The sequence below is a fragment of the Paraburkholderia atlantica genome, from assembly GCF_009362785.1.
GTDB lineage: Bacteria > Pseudomonadota > Gammaproteobacteria > Burkholderiales > Burkholderiaceae > Paraburkholderia > Paraburkholderia atlantica.
In genome coordinates, this window is record NZ_WHNQ01000003.1 from 135,745 (window position 1) to 150,854 (window position 15,110).

17 protein-coding genes are annotated in these 15,110 nt (G+C 62.5%); 13 read left to right on the forward strand and 4 right to left on the reverse strand.

Going from position 1 to position 15,110, the window contains the following annotated elements:
* The first annotated feature begins 4 nt into the window (after positions 1-4).
* From GCT19_RS05135 to GCT19_RS05165, 7 genes are all read left to right on the forward strand, one after another.
* Positions 5-1,210, forward strand: a complete 1,206-nt coding sequence (locus tag GCT19_RS05135) for an ABC transporter ATP-binding protein (protein ID WP_018436256.1) — start codon at positions 5-7, stop codon at positions 1,208-1,210.
* A 2-nt stretch (positions 1,211-1,212) separates the two neighbouring features.
* Positions 1,213-2,268, forward strand: a complete 1,056-nt coding sequence (locus GCT19_RS05140) for an ABC transporter substrate-binding protein (RefSeq protein ID WP_152851223.1) — start codon at positions 1,213-1,215, stop codon at positions 2,266-2,268.
* A gap of 39 nt (positions 2,269-2,307) precedes the next feature.
* The gene (locus GCT19_RS05145; RefSeq protein WP_152851224.1) at positions 2,308-3,564 is read left to right on the forward strand and encodes an ABC transporter permease; all 1,257 of its coding nucleotides are present in this window, start codon (positions 2,308-2,310) and stop codon (positions 3,562-3,564) included.
* Positions 3,565-3,630: 66 nt separating this feature from the next.
* Positions 3,631-4,458, forward strand: a complete 828-nt coding sequence (locus GCT19_RS05150) for an ABC transporter permease (protein ID WP_018436254.1) — start codon at positions 3,631-3,633, stop codon at positions 4,456-4,458.
* Between the two features lie 232 nt (positions 4,459-4,690).
* Positions 4,691-5,140, forward strand: a complete 450-nt coding sequence (locus GCT19_RS05155; RefSeq protein ID WP_152851225.1) for an SET domain-containing protein — start codon at positions 4,691-4,693, stop codon at positions 5,138-5,140.
* Positions 5,098-5,625 carry a helix-turn-helix domain-containing protein gene (locus GCT19_RS05160; protein ID WP_227749182.1) on the forward strand — a complete coding sequence of 176 codons (528 nt, stop codon included), beginning with the start codon at positions 5,098-5,100 and terminating at the stop codon, positions 5,623-5,625. The genes GCT19_RS05155 and GCT19_RS05160 overlap by 43 nt, the downstream gene beginning before the upstream one ends.
* Before the next feature lie 91 nt (positions 5,626-5,716).
* On the forward strand, positions 5,717-6,040 hold the full coding sequence (locus GCT19_RS05165) for an antibiotic biosynthesis monooxygenase family protein (protein WP_018436251.1): 324 nt from the start codon (positions 5,717-5,719) through the stop codon (positions 6,038-6,040).
* Positions 6,041-6,097: 57 nt separating this feature from the next.
* Here the strand turns inward: GCT19_RS05165 and GCT19_RS05170 are convergent, their stop codons facing one another.
* Both GCT19_RS05170 and rarD read right to left on the reverse strand, forming a co-directional pair.
* Positions 6,098-7,009, reverse strand: a complete 912-nt coding sequence (locus GCT19_RS05170; RefSeq protein WP_152851226.1) for a sterol desaturase family protein — start codon at positions 7,007-7,009, stop codon at positions 6,098-6,100.
* A 248-nt stretch (positions 7,010-7,257) separates the two neighbouring features.
* Complete coding sequence (gene rarD, locus GCT19_RS05175) at positions 7,258-8,151, reverse strand: EamA family transporter RarD (RefSeq protein WP_018436249.1); 894 nt, start codon at positions 8,149-8,151, stop codon at positions 7,258-7,260.
* A 369-nt stretch (positions 8,152-8,520) separates the two neighbouring features.
* On the opposite strand from rarD, the gene GCT19_RS05180 reads away from it, so the two are divergent.
* From GCT19_RS05180 to GCT19_RS05200, 5 genes are all read left to right on the forward strand, one after another.
* A complete protein-coding gene (locus GCT19_RS05180) occupies positions 8,521-8,739 on the forward strand; it encodes a hypothetical protein (protein ID WP_013093673.1) in 219 nt (72 codons plus the stop codon).
* 103 nt (positions 8,740-8,842) lie between these two features.
* Entirely contained in the window at positions 8,843-9,151 is a 309-nt protein-coding gene (locus GCT19_RS05185) for a hypothetical protein (protein WP_013093674.1), read from the forward strand.
* 62 nt (positions 9,152-9,213) lie between these two features.
* On the forward strand, positions 9,214-10,659 hold the full coding sequence (locus tag GCT19_RS05190; RefSeq protein WP_152851228.1) for a DEAD/DEAH box helicase: 1,446 nt from the start codon (positions 9,214-9,216) through the stop codon (positions 10,657-10,659).
* A 69-nt stretch (positions 10,660-10,728) separates the two neighbouring features.
* Entirely contained in the window at positions 10,729-11,526 is a 798-nt protein-coding gene (locus GCT19_RS05195; RefSeq protein WP_018436247.1) for an alpha/beta hydrolase, read from the forward strand.
* A gap of 3 nt (positions 11,527-11,529) precedes the next feature.
* On the forward strand, positions 11,530-11,871 hold the full coding sequence (locus GCT19_RS05200) for a hypothetical protein (RefSeq protein ID WP_018436246.1): 342 nt from the start codon (positions 11,530-11,532) through the stop codon (positions 11,869-11,871).
* Positions 11,872-11,973: 102 nt separating this feature from the next.
* Here the strand turns inward: GCT19_RS05200 and GCT19_RS05205 are convergent, their stop codons facing one another.
* Complete coding sequence (locus tag GCT19_RS05205; protein WP_152851229.1) at positions 11,974-12,720, reverse strand: SDR family NAD(P)-dependent oxidoreductase; 747 nt, start codon at positions 12,718-12,720, stop codon at positions 11,974-11,976.
* Between the two features lie 85 nt (positions 12,721-12,805).
* On the reverse strand, positions 12,806-13,582 hold the full coding sequence (locus tag GCT19_RS05210) for a maleate cis-trans isomerase family protein (protein WP_152851230.1): 777 nt from the start codon (positions 13,580-13,582) through the stop codon (positions 12,806-12,808).
* 310 nt (positions 13,583-13,892) lie between these two features.
* Here GCT19_RS05210 and GCT19_RS05215 point away from each other — a divergent pair, with 310 nt between their 5' ends.
* A complete protein-coding gene (locus GCT19_RS05215; RefSeq protein ID WP_152851231.1) occupies positions 13,893-15,095 on the forward strand; it encodes a branched-chain amino acid ABC transporter substrate-binding protein in 1,203 nt (400 codons plus the stop codon).
* Positions 15,096-15,110 lie beyond the last annotated feature (15 nt).

Here is a 15,110-nt window from a genome sequence, read left to right on the forward strand (position 1 = left end):
GCCCATGTCAAGCCAACCATTTATCTCGTTCGACGGCGTCAGCAAGTCATACGACGGCGTGCATAGCGTCGTCGAGGGACTCGATCTCGACGTCCGGCACGGTGAATTCGTTTCGCTGCTGGGTCCGTCCGGCTCCGGCAAGACCACGACACTGATGATGCTGGCGGGATTCGAATCGCCAACCCGCGGCGAAATCCGCCTCGCCGGCAAGCGTCTGGACGACAAGCCGCCGCATCGGCGCGATATCGGCATGGTGTTTCAGAACTATGCGCTGTTCCCGCACATGACAATTGCCGAGAACGTCGCGTTTCCGCTGTCCGTGCGCAAGGTGAGCCGCACCGAACAGAAAGCGCGCGTGACGCGCGTGCTCGACATGGTGGAGTTATCGCATCTGGCGGGGCGGCGTCCGTCGCAGCTATCGGGCGGCCAGCAGCAGCGTGTCGCGCTGGCCCGCGCGCTGGTCTTCGAGCCGAGCGTGGTGCTGATGGACGAGCCGCTCGGCGCGCTCGACAAGCGCCTGCGCGAAACCATGCAATACGAAATCATGCGGCTGCATCGCGAGCTGTCGCTGACGATCGTCTACGTGACCCACGACCAGAACGAAGCACTGACGATGTCGGACCGCGTCGCCGTGTTTTCCGATGGACGCATCCAGCAGGCCGCCACGCCGACCGAACTCTATGAAAACGCGGCGAATGCATTCGTTGCCAATTTCGTCGGCGAGAACAACGGACTGACCGGCCGCGTCAATTCCGACGGCGGGGAATGGGCCGCGATGCAGCTGGCCGACGGCAGCACGGTGCGCGGACGCCCTGGCGCCGGGCTCGCGTCAGGCGACGCGGCGATGCTGGCGCTGCGACCCGAGCGCGCGCACATCGCCGCGACGCCGGAAGCCGTGCAGGAAGCGACCCGGCAGAACATGAACGTCGTGCATGCGCTGGTCGAGGAACTCGTCTACTGCGGCGATCATCATCGGGTGCATCTGAAGCTCGGCCATGGCGAAAGCATGGTCGTCAAGGTGCCGAACACACAGCACCATGATCTGCCCGCACTCGGCCGTCAGACCGCCGTGACCTGGCGATGCGACGACTGCAAGGTGCTGCCCGCGATGGCGGCCGCGCCGAAATCCTCCGCCGCGTCCGGCGGCGCCGACTATTCCACTGTTGCCGTTCCCTCGTCCGCTTCGCCACTTATCGCAGGAGCCAACTAGAAATGAAGACCACGTTCTCGTCATTCCGGACCACCCTCGGGGCATGCGCGCTCGGGCTGTTTGCCACAGCCACGGTTCACGCGGCCGATACGATTTCCGTCGTCACCTTCGGCGGTGCGTATGAAGCGGCCGCGAAAAAAGCATGGTTCGAACCGTTCACCGCGAAGACCGGCAACCAGTTCTCCACCGAGTCCTACGATGGCGGCCTCGCCAAGCTGCAGGCAATGGAACAGTCGAAAAACCCGACCTGGGATCTGATCGACCTCGAAACCAACGACGCGATCACCGCCTGCGACGAAGGCCTGATCGCCAAGTTCGACAAAAAAGCCCTCGGCAACACCAGCGACTTCCTGCCGGGCTCGATCAGTGATTGCGCCGTCAGCGCGATGGTGTGGTCCACCGTCTATGCGTACGACAGCAGCAAGCTGAAAACCGCGCCGACCACCATCAACGATTTCTTCGACCTGAACAAGTACCCCGGCAAGCGCGGCATGCGCAAGTCGCCGAAGGTCGCGATGGAATGGGCGCTGATCGCCGATGGCGTGGCGCCCAAGGACGTCTACAAGACGCTCTCCACGCCGGCCGGCGTCGACCGCGCGTTCAAGAAGCTCGACACGATCAAGCCGAGCATCGTCTGGTGGGAGGCGGGTGCGCAGGCGCCACAGCTGCTCGCCGATGGTGCGGTCGTGATGACGCAGGCGTACAACGGCCGCATCGACGACGCGGTGCACAAGGACAAGAAGCCCTTCAAGATCGTCTGGGATGCGCAGGTGTACGACTACGAATGGTGGGCGGTGGTCAACGGCGCGAAGCATGCCGACGCGGCGCAGAAGTTCATCATCGCGTCCTCGACGCCGCAGGCCTATGCGGACCTGTCGAAGTACATCGCGTATGCGCCGCCGCGCAAGGACGCCATTCCGCTGATCGACAAGGCGCGTCTGAACGATCTGCCGACGGCGCCGGAGAACTTCAAGCGTCCGCTGCAAATCAACGCGACGTTCTGGGCCGACAACGCGGATGCGATCAACAAGCGATTCCAGAACTGGCTCACGCAGTAACGCCGGATCGTACGAACGTCACCCGAGAGATCGAGCACGATGAACACGCCGCTGCCATCCACCGCCCCGTTCGGCCGCGGCCCGCAGGCCGCGAACCGCGAGTCGTTCCGGGCTGCGCGCCGCAAAGCCGCGATGCGCGCATTGCTGCTGGCTTTGCCGTTGCTGATCTTTCTGCTGGTGACGTTCGTCGCACCGATCGCAAGCCTGCTCGCGCGCAGTGTGCGAAACCCTGAAGTGCGCACCGGTATGCCGCAGTTGAGCGCAGCACTGGCCGGATGGGACGGCGCGGGCTTGCCCGGCGAACCGGCCTTCGCCGCCCTCGCGCACGATCTGAAGGACGCCAGCGAATCCGGCCAGCTCGGCAATATCGCGCGGCGCATGAACTTCTATCAACCGGAGTTCCGCAGCCTGCTGTTCAAGACGGCGCGTGCCACACGTTCGGAAACGCCCGCGCAATGGAAACCCGCGCTGATCGATCTCGATGAACGCTGGAACACGCCGGAAACCTGGCGTCTGCTCAGGCGTGCGTCGATCTCGCCCACCCCCGACTATTTGCTGAACGCCGTCGACGCGCAAGTCGCGCCTGACGGCTCGGTGACGTCCGTCGCGGCGGACAGTGCCATCTTCCGCGCGGCCTTCGGGCGCACGGTCACCATCAGTGCGACGGTCACGCTGCTGTGCCTGGTGCTGGGCTACCCGGTGGCGTATCTGCTCGCGACGCTGCCGGAGAACCAGAGCAACCGGCTGATTCTGTTCGTGATCGTGCCGTTCTGGACCTCGCTGCTGGTGCGCACCACCGCGTGGTATGTGCTGCTGCAACCCGGTGGCGTGATCAATAGCGCGTTGCTCCGCTTCGGCATCATCAATCATCCGCTGCCGCTGATTTTCAATCGCACGGGTGTGCTGATCGGCATGACGCACATCCTGCTGCCCTACATGATCCTCGCGATCTTTTCGGTCATGAAAGGCGTCCCGTCCGTTTACATGCGCGCGGCGAAATCGCTCGGCGCGCATCCGGCCGTGGCCTTCGTGCGCGTCTATATTCCGCAGACGCTGCCGGGTGTCGGCGCGGGATGTTTTCTCGTGTTCGTGCTCGCGCTCGGTTATTACATCACCCCCGCCCTGCTAGGCGGCGCCGGCGACGAAATGATCAGCCAGCTGATCGCGTCGCAGACCAACGATCAGCTCAACTGGGGACTCGCGGGTGCGCTGTCGTGCTATCTGATCGCATTTACAGCGGTGTTCTATTTCATCTTCAACCGGCTGGTCGGTATCGACCGCTTGCGCTTCGGCTAGCGCGCCGCGCAAGCGCCGCCAGGTAGTTGGCGCTCATTCGGATAGTTGATCAACAGGCAGACTCAGATGAAAGACGCACGAACCCGGCTAGTCTCGGAACGCATCGCGGGCGCGGGACTACGCGTGCATTGCGCGCTGATTTTCTTTTTCCTCGTCGCGCCGATCCTCGCAATCGTGCCGCTGTCGTTCAACTCCGGCTCGTTCTTCTCGTACCCGATGCAAGGCTTCTCGCTGCGCTGGTACGCACAGGCGCTGAGTTCGCCGGACTGGCAACGCGCGTTTGCCAACAGCATCGGCATCGGCGCGGCGTCGACGCTGATCGCGACGGTGCTCGGCACGCTGGCCGCGCTCGGCTTGAGCCGCGCGCAGTTCCCTTACCGCTCCATCATCATGCCGATCCTCGTGTCGCCGATGATCGTGCCGATCGTCGTCGTCGCGGCGGGGTTTTATCTGGTCTTCTCGCCGCTCGGGCTGGTCAATTCGTATACCGGCGTCGTGCTTGCGCATGCCGCGCTCGGTACGCCCTTCGTGGTGATCACCGTGACGGCTTCGCTGCTGTCGTTCGATCAAAGCCTGCTTCGCGCTGCGTCGGGTTTGGGCGCGCAGCCGTGGGTCGCGTTTCGTCGCGTCACCCTCCCGCTGATCACGCCCGCCGTCGCAACGGGCAGCGTGTTCGCATTCGCGACGTCGTTCGACGAAGTGATCGTCATTCTGTTCATTGGCGGCCCCGCGCAGCGCACCGTGCCTCGGCAGATGTGGAGCGGCATCCGTGACCAGATCGACCCGTCGATCCTCGCCGTGGCCACACTGCTGATGGCGTTCGCGATCGCCCTGTTCGCCTGCATGAACTGGCTGCGCAAGCGCGCGGCCGCGGCTAGCCGCTCGTTTGCCTGAGCCGACTGTTGCGCCAGTGTAATAGCGTGGACATGCGACTTGATGGCTTCCCTCTGAGCGTCGAGCGTTGCTAGCCTCTTTGCGGCGAAGCCGGAACGCCTGGCGTGGCGGCCCTTGACAGTTAGTTGCAGTTTTATGAAGAAAAATATTGAGCGCGTGAGTGCGTGGCGATATGCTTCGCATCGCCGCTAAACCACATGCAACGACCGAGGGTCGCGAAGGAAACGACAACATGCGATTGCGACGCATCACCGCACGACGCTCACCCGTGCATGGCATGGGATTGTTCGCGCTGCAGCCGATCGCCGCGGGCGAACGGGTCATCGAGTACAAGGGGGAAGTGACCAGCTGGCGGCGCGCCGCCGCCCGTCAGCGAGCCGACGCTGGCCACACGTTCGTGTTCGGGCTGTCCAACGGACGAGTGATCGACGGCAGCCGCGGCGGCAACAGCGCCCGCTACCTGAACCATGCATGCGCGCCCAACTGCGAGGCCATCGAGACGGGCGACCGGGTGTTCATCCATGCGCTCGCCACGATCGCTCCCGGGGAGGAGCTTTTCATCAACTACGGTCTGTCAGTGGACGGTGCGGTCACCGACGACATTCGCGCCCAGTACGCGTGTCATTGCGGCGCGCCGGCATGTCGTCGAACCATGCTGGGAATCGGCGGGCAGTCGTTGTAGCGCCGCGCGCCTTTCATCGTTTTGCACGCCATTGGAAAGGCAAGTTTTCCGCCCCGGTGCTGGGCAGAAAGACTGCGAAATCCTGGTTGCGAACGTCGGACCTTGCGCAGCCAACCGATCTCGACGCGCTGCTGGTACCCGGCTTCTGGGCGGAATCGCCGGAGCATGTGCAAAGCGTCGTGGGAGCGAATGACCGGCTGGTCGCGATGCTCGCGCGCCTACCGAAAACCACGCTTGTGTGGAGCTATTGCACCGGGGTGTGCCTGCTCGCCGCGGCGGGCAAACTGAATCGGCAACCCGCGACCGTGACCTGGTGGAAAATCAAGCTGGATCAGGTCAGCGAACGGCTCATCATGACGTCCGCACCCGCAAGCACCATCAGCGCGGAACTTGGATTCAGCAGCGACTCGGGTATGCGAAGAATGTTCAAGGATCTGACGGCGCTGACGCCCTCGCAGTATCGCAAGATGTTCGGCCGGAGCTGACTGCCTCGGCGGTCTAGTCGACGACGTGACATAGATCGTTGAAAATACGCACTCAAAGCCACCAATAGCAAAAAACCGAAGGAAGGTAACAATGTCTATAGCGAACACGAGAGCCACTCCCTATTACGCGGTGATCTTCACGTCCATCCGAACCCCCGGGGACAACGGCTACGGAGACATGGCCGACGCGATGGTCGAAGCGGCCGCAAAACAGCCCGGTTTCCTGGGCGTCGAGTCTGCGCGGGAAGAACTCGGAATTACGGTTTCCTATTGGGATAGCCTCGAATCCATCGCCGCCTGGAAACAGGATTCAATGCATCTGGTAGCGCAACAGGCCGGACGGGAAAAATGGTACGAATCCTACAAAACTCGTATTTGCCTTGTTGAGCGAGACTACGACTTCTCGAGGATTTAGTTTCCCGCGCCTTGTCTGTTGACTGCACGGCCCACGCTCCGCCGTGCAGCGATCGGATTAGCCGTTCACGGCTCCCGTCGCGCCGGCTTGTTTGCTCTTGCGGCGCAGTTCTTCGGTCGTTTCGCCTCCGCCGTCCGGTAGCCAGCCCGGCGGCTGGATCACGTGATTGATCGCGATCCACGGGCTCTTCGCCTTGACGACATCGCGAATCAGCGTGGCCCAGTGTTCGAACTCGACGACGAGCGGATTGCGCGACGTGGTCGGCGTCACGAGACCGTAGCGACACGGTTCGTCAGCGCGTTCTTCCACGTAGGTGCCGAACAGCCGGTCAAAGATGATCAGCACGCCACCGTAGTTCGCGTCCAGGTAATCGACATTCGATGCATGGTGCACACGGTGCGCGGATGGCGTATTGAACACATATTCGAACCAGCCCAGCTTGGGAATGTACGTGGTATGCAACCAGCCCTGGTACATAAGATTGAGGAACAGCGTGAACAGCACGACCTCGGGCTTGACCCCCAGCCATACGAGCGGCGCGAAGAACAACGTCGAGCCAGTCAGTTTGCCGGTCAGACCGAGGCGATAGGCCGTGGAAAGCGTCAACTGGTTCGGTGAATGGTGCACGGCATGCGTGGCCCAGAAAAAGCGCACCCGATGCGACGCACGGTGGTACCAGTAATAGCAGAACTCCATGCCGATGAAGAGCGCAAACACCATGAGCGCGCTATTGATGTCGACCGTAAAGATGCGATGGTCGTAGACGAAGCTGAAAATCGGCGTCGCAACCGAGATCGGCAGCAGTGACATCAGCCTGCGCGCGGCCAGGTCGAACAGTGAAATCCACACCTCGTACCACGCAAATGGTGAAGATGCACTTTTCCTGCGACTCAGCACGACTGCTTCGATCAGCGAAACGACAACGACGACACCGGTGACGAAAAGAAGAAGTTTTGTGAAGGATTCCATGACGATGCCATATGGTGTGGTGGCGGGAGGTATCGTCTGCGGTGGTGAGCGGTCAGTGCAGCGCATCCGATACGCGCACTTTAGACAGGGTTCTCATGCCTGGCTACGCAAAAGGTATTTCACCGTGTGTCATCGGATTGGGGCTGGCTTCTGGCGGGGCTTCGGCGGATTTTTTTCTCTGTTTCCAACGTTCAGCGCTCGTTCGCGCTTGCGGGGTCTGGCGGCCAACGCTCCATCCTTCGAGCTCTTCAAGCTGCCCTGCGCGCCTGCCGCGCAGCGGCCAGCGTGCTGCGCAAGCCTTCGAACGAGTAGAGAGCGAGTGCTGCCCAGATCGCGCCATAGCCGATCGCGCGCACGGACCCGAACGGCTCGCCGTAGATCAGCACGCCAGCGAGGAGCTGAAGCGTGGGCGTCACGTATTGGATCAGGCCGAGCATCGAGAGCGGGATGCGCCGCGCCGCAGCCGCGAAGAGCAGCAGCGGCACGGCCGTGATAGGTCCGGCGGCGGCCAGCAGCAGTTGCAGCCCGAGCGACGCATGCGTGAAATGGCTCGCGCCGGCCAGTCCGATGATCATCAGATAGACGATCGCCACGGGAAACAGCAGCACCGTTTCGAGCGCGAGGCCTTCGAGCGCGCCAAGCTTTGCAGTCTTGCGCAACAGGCCATAGCCGCCGAACGTCAGCGCGAGCGCAAGGCTGATCCACGGCGGCGCGCCGTTTTGCCAGGTGAGCCAGGCCACGCCCAGCGCCGCAAGCGCTACCGCGCACCATTGCAGCCAGCGCATCCGCTCATGCAGGAAGACGAAGCCGAACAACACGTTGATCAGCGGATTGATGAAGTAGCCGAGGCTCGCCTCGACGATATGGCCCGCGTTCACAGCCCAGATGTAGATGCCCCAGTTGGCCGAGAGCAGCGCGGCGCTCGCAGAGAAGCGTCCGATGAGGCGCCTGTCGCGCAACGCGGGCCGCAGCCACGCCCAGTGGTGTCGCGCGACGAGCACGGCGAGGATGAACACGAGCGACCACGCCATGCGGTGGGCGAGCATCTCGAGCGCGGGAATCTGGTGGAGCGTCTTGAAGTAGACGGGAAAGAGACCCCAGATGACGAAGGCGGAAAAGGCGTAGACGATGCCGGGATTCATGGTTCGTTGTAGTTGGCCGGTGCGCTAAGCGCATCGTCGTCAAGAACGGAGCTTGCGCATGGCAGAGAGTACCAGTTCCGTGGACGTTTCATAGAGCTGACGTTGGAGTCTTCACCGGCGGCTCTCCCTCGGCGTGGGTGAACGCGTACTGCCGGCCAGAAGCGGCCCATTGGCCTATTGGTTCATTGGATGGAGCGTTCCCATGCGGATTCTCGTGGCTGTCCTGCTGTCGTTGGTCAGCGAGCTTTGCTGTTACTGCCTACGATGTAGATATCACTTTCGCAGAGTGACAGAGCGACCTTGGCGGCGACAACGAGGTCGGGCTCGTCCTACGCGACGACGGTTAAGGGCAATCGTTTGGAGAGAGCCATGCATTTCGACTACCAGCAGTTCCACATCGACGCGTCGCCCCTTGATGAAGGCGGCCGCTATTACGCTCGCGCAAAGATCTACCGGCGCGCGTCGGCGAGTGGCGATGCCGTCGAGGTCAAGTATTCGGGCGACCTCGGCGATTATCCCTCCGACGTGGATGCCATGGAGGCGGCGCAGCGTTGGGCGATTCAGTGGTGCGACGAGAACTCCGCTTAGGCTTCGCGATCCAGCGTCAGGCTGTTCCTGGGTCCCGCTGATCCCCGGCAAAATAAGCGGCGCATAATGCAAACATCCCTTTGTCAGGACGATGGAGGTGAATGTGACAACCTTTGCTATCGACGCCGTTCGCATCAATCCGACGAACGACAGGTTTACCCATGTGCGTTGGGCTCCCGTCGATCCGTCGACGCGTGAATGGCTGTCCCCCCCTGCAATCGTGGAGGTGGTCGAAGTCGTCGCCGCGATCCGCCGGGGAGATGTTGTTTGGTCCCTTTTTACACTTGGTGGCACACGGTATTTCGGGCCAAAAATTGTGTCTGTCGCTCACACCGACGGACCCGCCGGGATCGACACGGATGTCCCTGGCGATCATGTCGAAAAATGCATTGACGATTTGCCCCACCTTTGACGGCATACCTTTGAGCCCGTCGGGCAACCGCTAGAATTGCGGTTTTAGCCCGGAATACGCCGATGTCTTTTGCCTCGCTTGGCCTGATCGATCCCTTGCTGCGTAATGTGCAGGACCTCAATTACCAGATACCTACGCCGGTGCAGGCCAAGGCGATTCCTGCCGTGCTCGGTGGCAAGGACGTCATGGCTGCCGCACAGACCGGCACTGGCAAAACGGCCGGCTTTGCGCTGCCGCTGTTGCAACGGCTGGTGCAACGCGGCCCGGCGGTGTCCAGCAATCGCGCGCGCGTTCTGGTGCTGGTGCCCACGCGTGAACTGGCTGAACAGGTCCTGCAAAGCTTTATCGCTTACGGCAGAGGCCTCGACTTACGATTTCTGGCCGCCTACGGCGGTGTGAGCATCAATCCGCAGATGATGAAATTGCGCAAAGGCGTGGATGTGCTGGTTGCCACGCCGGGCCGATTGCTCGATCTCAATCGCCAGAACGCAGTGCAGTTTGATCAGGTACAAACGCTGGTGCTGGACGAAGCCGATCGCATGCTGGATCTGGGCTTTGCGCGCGAACTCAACGCCGTCTTCGCTGCCTTGCCCGCGCAGCGCCAGACCCTGCTGTTCTCCGCCACGTTTACCGATGATATCCGCGCCATGGCGGCGAACATTCTGCGCGGCCCGGTCAATATCAGCGTCAGCCCGCCCAACGCCACCGCCAGCAGGATCAAGCAGTGGGTGGTGCCGGTGGATAAAAAGAACAAGCCTGACCTCTTCATGCACCTCGTGGCTGAGAACAGCTGGCAGCACGCGCTGGTGTTCGTCAAAACCCGCAATGGCGTGGATTACCTGGCGGCCATGCTGGATGAAGCGGGCTATGCGGTCGACACCATCCACGGCGACAAACCCCAACCCGCGCGCCTGCGTGCGCTGGAGCGCTTCAAGGCGGGCGAAGTGCAAATGCTGGTAGCCACCGATGTGGCTGCTCGCGGGCTGGATATCGACGACCTGCCGCTGGTGATCAACGTGGATCTGCCGATCGTGGCGCAAGACTATGTGCACCGTATCGGCCGAACCGGCCGCGCGGGCGCCAGCGGCGTGGCGGTGTCTCTTGTGTGTGCCGATGAAGCGCCGCAACTGGCCGCGATCGAAGCGCTGATCCGACAAACGCTGCCCCGCAAAGAAGAGCCGGGCTTCGAGGCCGAACACCGCGTGCCGCAAACCAGCGCGACGGGCCAGATCATCAAGAAACCCAAAAAGCCTAAGACACCCAAAGTGCAGCACGCCGCACCGGGCGCGATGCGGCCGCTCGGCAAAAAAACGGGCTCGCAAAGCGGCGAAAACAAACGCAAGCCTGCGGCGCAGCGCGCCGTGGCCGCGGGTAAAGGCGCACGCTCGTCCGGCGGTAACTCAATGAGCGTGCAAAAGCCACGCAGCAAGCCCGCCGGCAAGCCCGCCGCGGGTTCACGTAAGCCGGCCGGCAAGCCCGCTGGTGGCCGCGGCAAACGCCAACCCTGAGCCGTTGCCGGGGCGACTGCGCGCTAAACTGCGTGCTATCGAAAAGTTCGGTGGGTCGAGCGCAAGACGATGAAATTCACCCGAATGATGGTCGGCCTCGTCGTCACGTACATGATCGTGTTAGCCGGAGTCGCCATCTTGCAGGATCGTTTTCTCTACTTCCCTCAGAAGGCCACCATCGAGGAGGTCACCTCCGGCGGACTGCGCGCCTGGCCGACACCTGAGGCATACCGGGGCCTCGTGGCGGAGCCGGACGGTTCCGCGCGCGCCACGGTCATCGTCTTTCATGGCAATGCCGGGCATGCCGGCCATCGCGCGTTCTATGCCGCGGCGCTCACCCGGCTCGGGCTGCGCGTGATTCTCGCCGAATATCCGGGCTACGGGCCGCGCACCGGTGCATTAGGCGAAGCGAGTCTGGTCGACGATGCTCAACAAACCATCGCGCTCGCGCATCGCCTCTATGGAGCGCCGCTGCTGCTCATCGGCGAATCGCTTGGGGCCGGCGTGGCGGCTGCGGCCGGCTCGCGTGAACGCGACAAGATCGCAGGCATGATGCTCATCACGCCATGGGATCGGCTCGAGCACGTCGCCGCTCATCACTTTCCGTGGCTGCCCGTGAGGTGGCTGCTGCGCGACCGATACGACAGCGTGACCCACCTGGCGTCGTTCGACCGCCCGATTCTCGTGATGGTTGCGGAACGCGACAGCATCGTCCCCGCGCGCTTCGGCGAGGCACTTTACAACTCGCTGTCCGCACCGAGAAAACTGATGGTGGTGAAGGCGGCTGACCATAACGACTGGATTGGCCACGTCGACGAAACCTGGTGGCGGGAGGCGACCGACTTCCTGCTCACGCCTTTGCATTGAAATATGAAGACGCCACCGGCCCCGTCCAGTTCGGAACGCATCTTCGTTCTCGATGCGAAGAACAGGCCTGTCGAGGTGTTCGACCACGACGCGTGGTCGCGCTGGATGACGGAAAACGAACTGATCTTCCGCCGCACACTGCTGGACGACTACGGTGTGACGGTCACGACCCGCTTCCGTGGCGTGTCTAAACCGAAAAACGGAGAAGTTTTGCTGTTCGTGACGCGCGTCGCCGGAATGCAGGCGCAAGACAACAGGAGCTACGGAGCACGTACGCTCGCTGACGCGCTGGAACAGCATGAGCGCATCGTGCAGAAAATCCTCCGGATGATGACGGGGCGGTGATCTTCACAGCACGACGATCCCGCGGAGCGGTAACCGCAGGAAGTCGCCAAGAACGTGTGTCGAATAGCATCGGCGATCATTCGCGCTGATGCCGCCCGCGGCTCATATGAAGCTCACGCCGCCATTGACGGGGATCGTTTGGCCGGTAACGAAGCCGTTGCCGACCACCATTAGCACGACCTGCGCGACCTCGTCGGCTTCACCGAGGCGTCCAACGGGAAGCCGTTCCGCGACGTTGGCAGCCTTCAGCGGCGCGGCCATTTCCGTGTCGATCGGTCCCGGGGCTACGGCGTTCACGGTGATTCCTTCGCGGGCCAGCCGCGCCGCGTAACCGCGTGTCAACCCTTCGAGGCCTGCTTTCGAGGCGTTGTAGTGAACGCCTACCAGCCCAGCACCGCGGGCAGCGGCCGACGAGAGGTTGACGATGCGACCCCAGCGCTGTGCGCGCATTCCGGGCAACACCGCCTGCGTGCACAGAAACGCCGATTTCAGATTGACCGCAAGCGTCCGATCGAATTCGGCTTCCGTCAGAATATCGATGTCGACGATCGTACCGGTGCCCGCGTTGTTGACGAGAACATCGACGACGCCGAGGCGGTTTGCCACCTGATCGATCATTGCCTTGACGTCGGATGCAACCGAAACGTCGGCCTGTACCGCGATCGCACGGCCTCCCGCATTTTCGATTTGCTCGACGATCTGAGCAGCCTCGCTCTCGCGTTGCCGATAGTTGACCGCCACCGCTGCGCCAGCGGACGCAAGCGACAGACAAACGGCGCGGCCGATTCCTCGTGATCCGCCGGTCACGAGGGCGACACGATCGTTCAGATCGGGCGAATGGGCTGGCATGGAAGTCCTCCTCTGCTGTGAAACGATCAAAGCGGTTGTGCTCGCGCCCGCAGCGTGCCGCTGCGTCGCGTTTCAAGCTACCAGATCACAGCGCAAACAGCCGCCCAAGATGCGGTTCGGAGTCCCCCACCCCGGCGAGCCGCAACGCGTGCCACGCCATCGCGTAGTTGCTCGATATCACCGGCTTGCCGATCGCCGCCTCCAGTTCCGGAATCAACCCGGCGATCCGCAGGCTCGTGCACGATACGAAAATCGCGTCGACGTCTCGATTGCGCGCAAGTCGCTCGACGCCAGTGCGCAACGACACCGCATCGATGCGCGCCACTTCGTTATCGTTCGCATGCTCGAACGACGCCATGCGCGTAATGCGGTGACCACGCGACTCGATATAGTCGCGCATGTATTCGTTGATCGAACGCACGTAGGGTGTGAGCAAGGCCGTACGTTGGACGCCTAGCGCACGAAGCGCCGCCAGCGCCGCGGTAATCGGCGTGGTGCACGCGGCGTCCGCACGCGCTTCGCGAATCCGCGCGAATACCTTTTCTTCCCCGATCACCATCGACGCGGACGTGCAGCCAAACGCCACCACATCGATACGCTCGGCCGGCCGGATCAGCGCGACCGCCGGTGCGATACGGTCCTCCATTTCCGCCAGCCGTTCAGGCGTGATGTCCGCCGAGTTATAGACACGGCTTTCGTAGAACGCCACGCCCTCCTGCGTCATCAAGCCCCGCCACTCATGCTCAATCGTATGATCGGTGGCGAGCACCACGAGCCCAATCGCGGCACGACGGCAGATGCCGTCGTCCAGCGTGAAATCGAGCTTCGTGTACACGTCGTCATGCTGGGAAATCGCACTCATTTGGTAGTCGTCCTGTCTTGTCGCGTTCGGGTCGCGAGTCTTAACCGTCACTGCCTCTTAAAGGTAGAGGATCGAAGGCGCCTGTGTATAACGGTTTATACGCAAATACCCTATACCGTCCCATCGAACCCGGCTCCTATCATGAAAGCAGCGCTTTTGTGTCAGCGCTCCGGTGCAAGCCAGCCGTCACGCCGTTGACCTGGTGGGTATGAATCACTCGCAATCGCGCCATTTCCGTCCGCTTCTCGATGTCACCGGTATGCCCGTGTGGCGGATCGTCCGATCCCTCTCACAACAAGGAGTCGCTAACATGTTTGCTAAGACGATTGGCTGGTCCGGTGCAGAGCGGGGCTCGCGGCGAACGACTATCGCGGGCATGGCGGCCGCCGCGGCCCTGCTTGCCGGCATGGCTCCCGGTTCGGCGCTGAGCCAGGGCGCCACCATCAAGATCGGCGTGCCGGTTCCGCTGTCGGGTAGCAGTGCCAATGCCGGCACGGATATCGTCAATGGCGCGAAGCTCGCCGCCGCCAGAATCAATGCGGCCGGCGGCGTGCTCGGCAAGCAGATCGAACTGGTGCCCGAGGACGACGCCTGCGATGCGCAGACCGCGGTGCAGGCGGCGCAGAAACTCGTCGATGCGGGCGTTGTCGCGGTAGCGGGCGGCTATTGCTCCAGCGCGGCGCTGCCGGAATCGACGACTTTTCATCGCGCCGGGATTCCCTACGTGCTGGATGCGTCCACGAATCCGCAACTGACCGAGATGGGGTACGACAACGTGTTCCGCACGATCGGCCGTGACGACCAGCAGGGCCCGTTCGCGGCGAGCTTCATCAAAGACGTGCTGCACGCGAAGCACGTGGCGGTGATCGACGACAACACGACCTATTCCAAAGGCCTCGCCCAGAACACCGTGCAAGCCCTGAAGAAGGACGGTGTCGATGTCGTGTACGCCAATTCGATTACGCCCGGGCAAATGGACTATTCGCCGACGCTCACGCGGGTCTCTTCACTGAAGCCCGACGTGATCTACTACACAGGCTATTTCTCCGAGGCCGGCCTGCTCGTCAAGGAGGCGCGGCAACTGGGTCTGAAAATGACCTTCATGGGCGGCGACGCCACCAATGACCCCACGCTGATGAAGACCGCCGGTCCCGCCGCCGACGGCATGATCATCACGACCGCCCCGCTCGCGCAGTTCCTGAGCGGCGCGCACGCCTACGTCGATGACTATACGAAGGCTTACGGGCAAGGGCCGGGACCGTACTCGGTCTATGAATACGATGCGGTCGGGGTCACGGCGAAAGCCATCGCGGACGCCAAATCGACACAGCCTGCCGCGATCACCGCTGCTCTGCACAAGATCCAGAACTACCCGGGCGCGACCGGAACGATTGCCTTCAATCCGAAGGGAGACCGCAGCAAAGCCGTGTACATCACCATCGTCGTGCACGACGACAAGTTCGAGCCCTACCAGAGGCAGGATGCGAACGGACATTGGGCGGCGATGAAGTAGCGCGATTGCACAGCC

Excerpts from the sequence above, each read along its gene's own strand:
- GCT19_RS05135 (WP_018436256.1), top strand. The coding sequence starts at position 5 with ATGTCAAGCCAACCATTTATCTCGTTCGACGGCGTCAGCAAGTCATAC.
- GCT19_RS05140 (WP_152851223.1), top strand. The coding sequence starts at position 1,213 with ATGAAGACCACGTTCTCGTCATTCCGGACCACCCTCGGGGCATGCGCG.
- GCT19_RS05145 (WP_152851224.1), top strand. The coding sequence starts at position 2,308 with ATGAACACGCCGCTGCCATCCACCGCCCCGTTCGGCCGCGGCCCGCAG.
- GCT19_RS05150 (WP_018436254.1), top strand. The coding sequence starts at position 3,631 with ATGAAAGACGCACGAACCCGGCTAGTCTCGGAACGCATCGCGGGCGCG.
- GCT19_RS05155 (WP_152851225.1), top strand. The coding sequence starts at position 4,691 with ATGCGATTGCGACGCATCACCGCACGACGCTCACCCGTGCATGGCATG.
- GCT19_RS05160 (WP_227749182.1), top strand. The coding sequence starts at position 5,098 with ATGTCGTCGAACCATGCTGGGAATCGGCGGGCAGTCGTTGTAGCGCCG.
- GCT19_RS05165 (WP_018436251.1), top strand. The coding sequence starts at position 5,717 with ATGTCTATAGCGAACACGAGAGCCACTCCCTATTACGCGGTGATCTTC.
- GCT19_RS05170 (WP_152851226.1), bottom strand. The coding sequence starts at position 7,009 with ATGGAATCCTTCACAAAACTTCTTCTTTTCGTCACCGGTGTCGTCGTT.
- rarD (WP_018436249.1), bottom strand. The coding sequence starts at position 8,151 with ATGAATCCCGGCATCGTCTACGCCTTTTCCGCCTTCGTCATCTGGGGT.
- GCT19_RS05180 (WP_013093673.1), top strand. The coding sequence starts at position 8,521 with ATGCATTTCGACTACCAGCAGTTCCACATCGACGCGTCGCCCCTTGAT.
- GCT19_RS05190 (WP_152851228.1), top strand. The coding sequence starts at position 9,214 with ATGTCTTTTGCCTCGCTTGGCCTGATCGATCCCTTGCTGCGTAATGTG.
- GCT19_RS05195 (WP_018436247.1), top strand. The coding sequence starts at position 10,729 with ATGAAATTCACCCGAATGATGGTCGGCCTCGTCGTCACGTACATGATC.
- GCT19_RS05200 (WP_018436246.1), top strand. The coding sequence starts at position 11,530 with ATGAAGACGCCACCGGCCCCGTCCAGTTCGGAACGCATCTTCGTTCTC.
- GCT19_RS05205 (WP_152851229.1), bottom strand. The coding sequence starts at position 12,720 with ATGCCAGCCCATTCGCCCGATCTGAACGATCGTGTCGCCCTCGTGACC.
- GCT19_RS05210 (WP_152851230.1), bottom strand. The coding sequence starts at position 13,582 with ATGAGTGCGATTTCCCAGCATGACGACGTGTACACGAAGCTCGATTTC.
- GCT19_RS05215 (WP_152851231.1), top strand. The coding sequence starts at position 13,893 with ATGTTTGCTAAGACGATTGGCTGGTCCGGTGCAGAGCGGGGCTCGCGG.